The sequence below is a fragment of the Actinomadura sp. BRA 177 genome, assembly GCF_013372625.1.
Taxonomy (GTDB): domain Bacteria; phylum Actinomycetota; class Actinomycetes; order Streptosporangiales; family Streptosporangiaceae; genus Spirillospora.
In genome coordinates this window covers 1-8,015 of sequence record NZ_JABXFD010000654.1, presented here as the reverse complement: position 1 = coordinate 8,015, position 8,015 = coordinate 1, and the positions used below count along the sequence as shown (strand labels likewise).

At 73.3% G+C, this 8,015-nt stretch carries 5 protein-coding genes and 1 pseudogene; 5 read left to right on the top strand and 1 reads right to left on the bottom strand.

Translation table 11 applies throughout. The annotated features are described in order from the left end of the window. Positions 1 to 143: 143 nt before the first annotated feature. Together HUX53_RS36435 and HUX53_RS36430 are read left to right on the top strand one after the other, a co-directional pair. The gene (locus HUX53_RS36435; protein ID WP_176407829.1) at positions 144 to 2,762 is read left to right on the top strand and encodes a valine--tRNA ligase; all 2,619 of its coding nucleotides are present in this window, start codon (positions 144 to 146) and stop codon (positions 2,760 to 2,762) included. Between the two features lie 135 nt (positions 2,763 to 2,897). Continuing rightward, on the top strand, positions 2,898 to 3,875 hold the full coding sequence (locus HUX53_RS36430) for a hypothetical protein (protein ID WP_176407828.1): 978 nt from the start codon (positions 2,898 to 2,900) through the stop codon (positions 3,873 to 3,875). On the opposite strand, the gene HUX53_RS36425 is transcribed toward HUX53_RS36430, so the two are convergent. Then, on the bottom strand, positions 3,835 to 5,049 hold the full coding sequence (locus HUX53_RS36425) for a hypothetical protein (RefSeq protein ID WP_176407827.1): 1,215 nt from the start codon (positions 5,047 to 5,049) through the stop codon (positions 3,835 to 3,837). The genes HUX53_RS36430 and HUX53_RS36425 overlap by 41 nt on opposite strands. Before the next feature lie 107 nt (positions 5,050 to 5,156). Between HUX53_RS36425 and HUX53_RS36420 the strand changes: the two genes are divergently transcribed. The 3 genes and pseudogenes from HUX53_RS36420 to HUX53_RS36410 all read left to right on the top strand — a co-directional run. Then, on the top strand, positions 5,157 to 6,527 hold the full coding sequence (locus HUX53_RS36420; protein WP_176407830.1) for a folylpolyglutamate synthase/dihydrofolate synthase family protein: 1,371 nt from the start codon (positions 5,157 to 5,159) through the stop codon (positions 6,525 to 6,527). Then, on the top strand, positions 6,527 to 6,871 hold the full coding sequence (locus HUX53_RS36415) for a DUF4233 domain-containing protein (RefSeq protein WP_176407826.1): 345 nt from the start codon (positions 6,527 to 6,529) through the stop codon (positions 6,869 to 6,871). The genes HUX53_RS36420 and HUX53_RS36415 overlap by 1 nt, the downstream gene beginning before the upstream one ends. Positions 6,872 to 7,000: 129 nt before the next feature. Further along, a pseudogene (locus HUX53_RS36410) lies at positions 7,001 to 8,015 on the top strand (hypothetical protein); the annotation flags it as partial.

The window sequence follows — 8,015 nt, the reverse complement described above, 5'->3', positions numbered from 1 at the left end:
GGGTTCCAACCGCTCAACGTGCTTCCTTTCCGGGGGCTGAACGGCGAGGCGGCTCGGCGGGGTGCTCGCCGGTGGAGATTCTCGCGCACGCGGCGGCGTCCCGGGGGCGTCCCACCCCCGGCGTCCCCGTAGAATCGTCAGCCGTGACACAGCCCAGCACTGAGCGCGGCCAGGGGGCCGCCGACGTCGACCTGCCCACCCAGTACCGACCGGCCGATGTCGAGGGCCGGCTCTACGAGCGCTGGGTATCGGCGGGGCTGTTCACCGCCGACCCGCTGCGCGCGCCGGAGCGTCCCGCGTACTCGATCGTGATCCCGCCGCCGAACGTCACCGGTTCGCTGCACATGGGGCACGCCCTCGACCACTCCATCCAGGACACGCTCGTCCGGCGGCGCCGCATGCAGGGCCACGAGACCGCGTGGATCCCGGGCATGGACCACGCAGGCATCGCCACCCAGAACGTCGTGGAGCGCGAGCTGGCCAAGGAGGGCCGGTCCCGGCACGACCTCGGCCGCGAGGCGTTCGTCGAGCGGGTCTGGCAGTGGAAGGCGGAGTCCGGCGGCCGGATCCTCGGCCAGATGCGCCGCCTCGGCGACAGCGTCGACTGGACGCGCGAGGCGTTCACGATGGACGACGACCGCGCCCGCGCCGTCCGGACGATCTTCAAGCGGCTGTTCGACGACGACCTGATCTACCGCGCCGAGCGCATCATCAACTGGTGCCCGCGCTGCCTGACCGCCCTGTCCGACATCGAGGTCGAGCACGAGGAGGTCGACGGCGAGCTGGTCTCGATCCGGTACGGCTCCGGTGCGGACGGGCTGGTCGTCGCGACCACGCGGGCGGAGACGATGCTCGGCGACACCGCCGTGGCCGTCCACCCGGAGGACGAGCGGTACCGGCACATGGTCGGGCGGGAGATCGAGCTTCCGCTGACCGGCCGCCGCATCCCGGTCGTCGCCGACGAGCACGTCGACCCCGAGTTCGGGACGGGCGCGGTCAAGGTGACCCCGGCGCACGACCCGAACGACTTCGAGATCGGCCGCCGGCACGACCTGCCGTCCATGTCCGTGATGGACGAGCGCGGCGTCGTCACCGCGTCCGGCCCGTTCGAGGGCCTCGACCGGTTCGAGGCGCGCCCGGCGGTCGTGGCCGCGCTGCGCGAGCAGGGCCGGATCGTCAAGGAGGTCCGCCCCTACAAGCACTCGGTCGGGCACTGCCAGCGCTGCTCCACGGTCGTCGAGCCGCGCGTGTCGCTGCAGTGGTTCGTGAAGGTGGAGTCGCTGGCGCGGGACGCCGGCGACGCCGTCCGCGACGGCCGCGTCAACATCCACCCGCCGGAGATGGCGGCCCGCTACTTCGAGTGGGTCGACAACATGCACGACTGGTGCATCAGCCGGCAGCTCTGGTGGGGGCACCGCATCCCGGTCTGGTACGGGCCGGACGGCGAGACCGTCTGCCCGGGCCCGGACGAGGAGCCGCCCGCCGGCTGGACGCAGGACACCGACGTCCTCGACACCTGGTTCTCCTCGGCGCTGTGGCCGTTCTCCACGCTCGGCTGGCCCGACAAGACGCCCGAGCTGGAGCGGTTCTACCCGACGTCGGTGCTGGTCACCGGGTACGACATCCTGTTCTTCTGGGTCGCCCGGATGATGATGTTCGGCCTGTACGCGATGGACGGCGTCCAGCCGTTCGACACCATCGCCCTGCACGGGATGGTCCGCGACCAGTACGGCAAGAAGATGTCCAAGTCGTTCGGGAACGTCATCGACCCGCTCGACTGGGTCGACGAGTACGGCGCGGACGCGACCCGCTTCACGCTGCTGCGCGGCGCGAACCCAGGCGGCGACGTCCCGGTGGCCGAGCAGTGGGCGCAGGGCTCCCGCAACTTCTGCAACAAGCTGTGGAACGCGACCCGGTTCGCGCTCATCAACGGTGCGCACGTCCGCGGCGACATGCCCGCCGAGGTGACGACCGTCGACGCGTGGATTCTGTCGCGCCTCCAGTCGGTCATCGCCGAGGTCGACGAGCACCTGGAGGGCTACGACTTCGCCAAGGCGTGCGAGGCGCTCTACCACTTCGCGTGGGACGAGGTCTGCGACTGGTACGTCGAGCTGGCCAAGGTCCAGCTCGCGGACGAGCGGGCCGAGGCGACGCGCCGCGTTCTGGGCGAGGTTCTCGACAAGCTGCTGCGGCTGCTGCACCCGGTGATCCCGTTCGTCACCGAGGAGCTGTGGACGTCCCTGACGGGCGGCGAGACGATCCTGACCGCGCCGTGGCCGTCCGCCGAGCCGTCCCGCGCCGACCGGGACGCCGAGGCCCGCATCGAGTCGCTGCAGCGGCTCGTCACCGAGGTCCGCCGGTTCCGCGCCGACCAGGGCCTCAAGCCGGGCCAGAAGGTCGCGGCGGCGCTGGAGCGGGGCGGCTCGCCGCTCGCCGCGCACGAGGAGGGCGTCCGCGCGCTGCTGCGCCTCACCGCGCCCGGCGACGGGTTCGCCGCGACCGCGTCGCTGCCCGCCGAGGGCGTCACGGTGCGGCTCGACACCGCGGGCGCGATCGACGTCGCCGCCGAGCGCAAGCGGCTGGAGAAGGACCTGGCCGCCGCCCGCAAGGAGGTCGACCAGGCGCGCCGCAAGCTCGGCAACGAGGCGTTCATGGCGAAGGCCCCCGAGGCGGTCGTCGCGAAGAACCGCGACCGGCTCGCCCAGGCGGAGGCCGACATCAGCCGGCTGGAGTCGCAGCTGACCGCGCTCCCGGCGGGCTGACCCGGGCCGACCGGCGTCCCGTCCGGAAACGGGCGGGAGCCGGGCACCGCGAACCGTCGGCGCGGCGGGCCCGGCGCCGTTACGATCCGGTTGGGCCCGCGGGCTTTTGGCGGTACATGAACCATCGGGAGTGCAATGGCCGAATCACCTCCTCGGTCCGGAGCGCCGGACTCCGCGTCGGGCGATGACCTGGACGCGGCGCAGGTCGTCGAGGACGGTGCCGCTTCGGCGCCGTGGGGCCGGGCGCGCCCGTGGTGGTCGCTCGACTCGGGTGGCGGGACGGGGCCGCTCCAGGCGGTGAACGGCACCGGCGGGCACCCGATGGCGGGCGGCTCCGGCGCGCATCCCGTCGTCGGTTCGGGAGCCCACCCCGTCGTGGGTTCGGGAGCCCATCCCGTGGTCGGTTCGGGCGCGCATCCGGTGGTCGGTTCGGGGGCGCATCCGGTGGTCGGCACCGGCGGGCACCCCATCGTCCATGGGGGCACGGGCCCGCTGCCCGCGGCCCCGTCGAAGAAGCGGCGCGTGCCGAGGCTGCTGCTGGTCGCCGGCGCGACCGCGGTCGCGGCGGTCGCCCTGATGGCCGGGGCCCTCGTCTTCCGGACGGGCGGCGGTGACGCCAAGGACGCCCGCACCACGGCCCTCCCCGCGTCCAAGAAGATCATCAACGCGGGTCCGGTGGCCGGCGGGCTGCGCAAGGACAAGCTGACCCCGCCATTGGCGAGCGCGGCGTACCCGTTCATCGCGGGCGCCGTCGAGGCGGGCGGCGTCCCGGTCGCCCAGCACGGCATGGCCGTCTATACCGAGGAGCCCGTGCGCAGGGTCAACGTCCTGTTCATGGGCGGGACGGGCGCGATCCGCAACCCGGCGGACTTCCTGCAGAAGGTGCAGCCCACCACGTTCATCGCCGGCCAGGACGCCGACCTCGGCGGCAAGGGCGGGAAGGCCGTCTGCGGCACGTTCGCCGTCCTGGCCGAGACCCACACGTACTGCGCGTGGGCGACCAGGGACTCCTACGGCATCGTCGCGTCCAACCGTCCGACGGTGAACCCGAAGTTCCCGCTGATGGCCGAGGTCATGCGCCGGATCCGGAAGGACGTCGAGCGGCCGAAGTGACGAACAGCCGCTCGGTGTCGGCGTCGATCACGTCCAGGACGTGCCCGGTGAAGTAGCCGGTGCCGAGGACGACGACGCGATGCCCCAGCGTGGCGAGGGACTCCGGCGTGATGGCGGACGAGCCGACGACGTCCCAGCCGGGCGGCAGCGGGCGGGTGAAGCGCAGGTGCGGCAGCGGCAGCCGGATGAACGTCACGGGCAGCGCGCCGAGTTCGGCGATGGCCCCGTCCACGTCCTTGTGGTCGGGGAGGCAGACGACGGCGTGGTCGATCGTCCCCCAGGTCTTCCGCGCGGCGGCCAGCGCGGCGGCGACGCCGGTGCGGTCGATGGCGGAGTCGATCAGCAGCCGCGTCGCCGATCCGGGCACGTCGTGCCGGGACGTCCGGCCGGGCAGGACGATCGAGGCCAGCACCTCCCGCAGCGCCTCGGCCGGGGGCTCGGTCACGCCCGGCATGCGGCGCGCGGCGGCGACGCCGAGTTCGGCGGCGGCCCGTCCGAGACCGGCGGGCAGCAGGTCGTCGGGCAGCGCGGCGCCGCCCGGCCCGACGACGTCGGCGCCCCGCAGCACCTCGGTGACCGGCGCCGATTGTGGCGCTGACAGCACGATCGTCCCCGGTCCGGCCACACCGAATTTCTCCTGGGCGATCTCCGCCTCGGTGTCCCCGAGCACGCCGGCGTGCTCCAGGAAGACCGGCGTGATCGCGGCGACGTCCGGTGGGAAGAGGGCTACCTCGTCCGACCGTCCGCCCATCCCGGCCTCCAGGACGAGCGCGTCCGCACTGGCACGGCCCGCGTGCAGGACGCCGGCGAGCAGGAAGAGGCCCGACGGCGACAGATATCCGTCCGAGGGCGGCGGAAGCGTGCCGATGCCCTCTTCGAGGGCCGCCGCCAATATGGCCAGCTCCTCCTCCGAAACGGCTTGTCCGTTAATCCGGATCCGGTCGCGATCCGTGCGCAGGCCGGGACTGGTGACGGTGCACACGCGAAGTCCGGCGGCGGCGAGAAAGGCCGACGCGTAGGTCGCCGCCGTGCCCTTCCCTTTGGACCCCACAACGGTCAGTACGGGAGCGTCCGGGGCAAGCACCCCCAAGGCGCCGGCGAGCGCGCGGGCCCGCCCGATGTCGCGGCTCTCGCCCGGAGCGCGCCGCTCCCACTCCCGGAAGAACACGTCCATATCTCCAGTGTGGGGCCGGACGGAGCGTGCCGCACCGCCGAGTAGGCTCGGGGACCGTGAGTCAGCGAACCGATCCTGCCGACTACCGGGCGACCGTGGCCGCGATCATGGCGCGCGGGGTCGAGTGGGAGATCGATCCCACCCTCGACCGCATCCGCGACCTGGTCGACGTCCTGGGCGAGCCGCACCGCGCGTACCCGGTGATCCACATCGCCGGGACGAACGGCAAGTCCAGCACCGCCCGGCTCATCGAGGCGCTGCTGCGCGAGCGCGGGCTGCGCACCGGCCTCTACACCAGCCCCGAGCTGACCACGCTGCGCGAGCGCATCGCGATCGACGGGGAGCCGATCAGCGAGGAGCGGTTCGTCGAGACGTTCAACGACGTCCTGCCCTACGTCGAGCTGGTCGACGGCAAGCACACGGGGCGGCTGTCGTTCTTCGAAATCCTGACGGCGATGGCGTACGCGGCGTTCGCGGACGCGCCCGTCGACGTGGCCGTGGTCGAGGCCGGCATGGGCGGCGCCTGGGACGCGACGAACGTCGCGGACGGCGTGGTCGCCGTGATCACCCCGATCGGGCTGGACCACACCCGCTACCTCGGCGACACGCTGGAGGAGATCGCCGGCGAGAAGGCGGGGATCATCAAGACCGGCGCGGTCGCGGTGCTCGCGCAGCAGCCGGTCGAGGCGGCCGAGGTGCTGCTGCGCCGGGTCGTGGAGATCGGCGCCACGGCGGCGCGCGAGGGCATCGAGTACGGCGTGCTGAGCCGGGACGTCGCCTTCGGCGGCCAGCAGATCAGCCTCCAGGGCCTGCACGGCCGCTACGACGAAATCTTCCTGCCGCTGTTCGGCGAGCACCAGGCGGGCAACGCCGCGACGGCCCTGGCCGCCGTGGAGGCGTTCGCCAGCGGCGCGCCGACCAGGGGGGAGGCCAACCTGGAGGCGGCGACCCGCATCGCGGCCGGCGAGTCCTACCTCGGCGGCGACGAGGGGCAGCTCGACCCGGCGCTGGTGCGCGCCGGCTTCGCCACGTCCGCCTCGCCGGGCCGGCTGGAGGTCGCCCGGACGGGCCCGACCGTCCTGCTGGACGCCTCGCACAACCCGGCCGGGATGGCGGCGACCGTCGAGACGATCACCGAGTCGTTCGGCTTCACCCGGCTCGCCGGGGTGCTCGCCATCGCCGCCGACAAGGACGTCGCGGGCGTCCTGGACCAGCTCGAACCCGTGCTGGCGGAGCTGGTGGTGACCCGCAACTCCTCGCCGCGCTCGATGCCGGCCGAGGAGCTGGCCGAGCTCGCCGAGGGGATCTTCGGCACCGAGCGCGTCCACCTCGTGGAGCGGCTGGACGACGCCATCGACCGGGCGATCGGCCTCGCCGAGGAGACCGGCGAGTACCGGGGCGCCGGCGTGCTGATCACCGGATCGGTGGTCACGGCCGGCGACGCCCGCACCCTGCTGCGCGTTGAGGAAGGCCGCTGATGAGCACGCGGACCGCTGACAACCCGGCCCGGCGGCTGTTCGCCACGGTGCTGGCGTGCGAGGCCATCGTGATCGCGCTGGCGATCCCGGTCGCCGTGTCGGTGCTGGACGTGGACGGCGCGACCGCGGGCGCGGTGTGCGGGAGCCTGGCGGTCGCCTGCCTGCTGATGGCCGGGCTGCTGCGCCGCCCCTGGGCGATCCCGGTGGGCACCGCGCTGCAGGTGCTCATCATCGCGACCGGATTCATGGTGCCGACCATGTTCTTCCTCGGTGCCGTTTTCGGGGCGCTCTGGGGGACGGCCATTTGGCTGGGACACAAGGCGGCGAGCGCGCAGCCGCGCTAGGTTCGGGCGGGAACGGCAGCCAATCATCCCGCCGATTACCGCGAATTCCAATTATCGCCTCAATTTGGACATCCTTCCCTTTTGGGAAATGCGCGTCCGGCGGATGACGACCCTGCGAAGGAGCAGGCCGTGTCCAGCCACGCACCCGCAACCCACGCACCGCACCATCCGCTCGAAGGAATCGCGCGGCGGCGGCTCGCGGCGCTCGGCGCGCTGCTGCTGACGGGCACCGCGCTGCCCGCCGCCGTACTGACCGTGCCGGACGCCTCCGGCAACGTCGTCCCCGCCGCCGCGCGCGCCCTCGACCTCGGCGACGCGGGCGTCGCCGGCCTGCTGCGCGCCACCGGCCTGGCGCTGCCCGCGCTGCTGCTGACCGTGCCGCTCGGCGCCGTCGCGGCCCGCAGGTTCCCCGCCTGGACGGTCCTCGCCACGGGCCTGGCCGTGCTGCTGGCCGGCCTCGGCGCCGTCCGCTTCGCCCACTCGGTGCCCCTGGCCGGCGCGATCCGGGCGGCACAGGGCGCGGGCGCCGGAATCGTCCTGCCCGCCTCCCTCGTGCTCGTCTGGGAACGCCGCGACCACACCCTGGCCGCCGTCTGGGCGGGCGTGCTCGCCGGCACGCTCATCGTGGCGATGCCGTTAGCGCTGAAGGCGGTCCCCATGTCGGGCTCGGACTGGCGTGTCGCGCTCGCGCCCTTCCCGTGGCTCGCCGTCGCCGCCGTCGGCGCGGCCCCGGCCCGGTACACCGAACGGGGCCAGTTGCTGCTCCCGCTCGTCCCGGCGGCGGGCTTCGCGTTCCTCGCCGTCGTCGCCGCCGACGACTGGTCGCCCGGCGCGCGGATCCTCGTCGCGGGCCTCGCGGTGCCCGCCCTGATCGGCCTCGCCGTCACCGGCGGACGGGACGCGCCCGCGGGCAGCCCGCACGGCTGCGCCCTCGTCATGATCGCCGTCGGCCTGCTCACCTACCCCGTCGCGGGGCCGCCCGCCGGGCTCGCCTCCCTCACCCCCCACCCCCTTCCTCTTATACACCTCTTACGGCGCCCGCCCACAGGACACGTTACATCTCCGGTGCAGCCCTCTCCCACAAACAACAAGCCACCGTCAGACCACTACAATACACCCACCCACACACAACATCCACCCATAA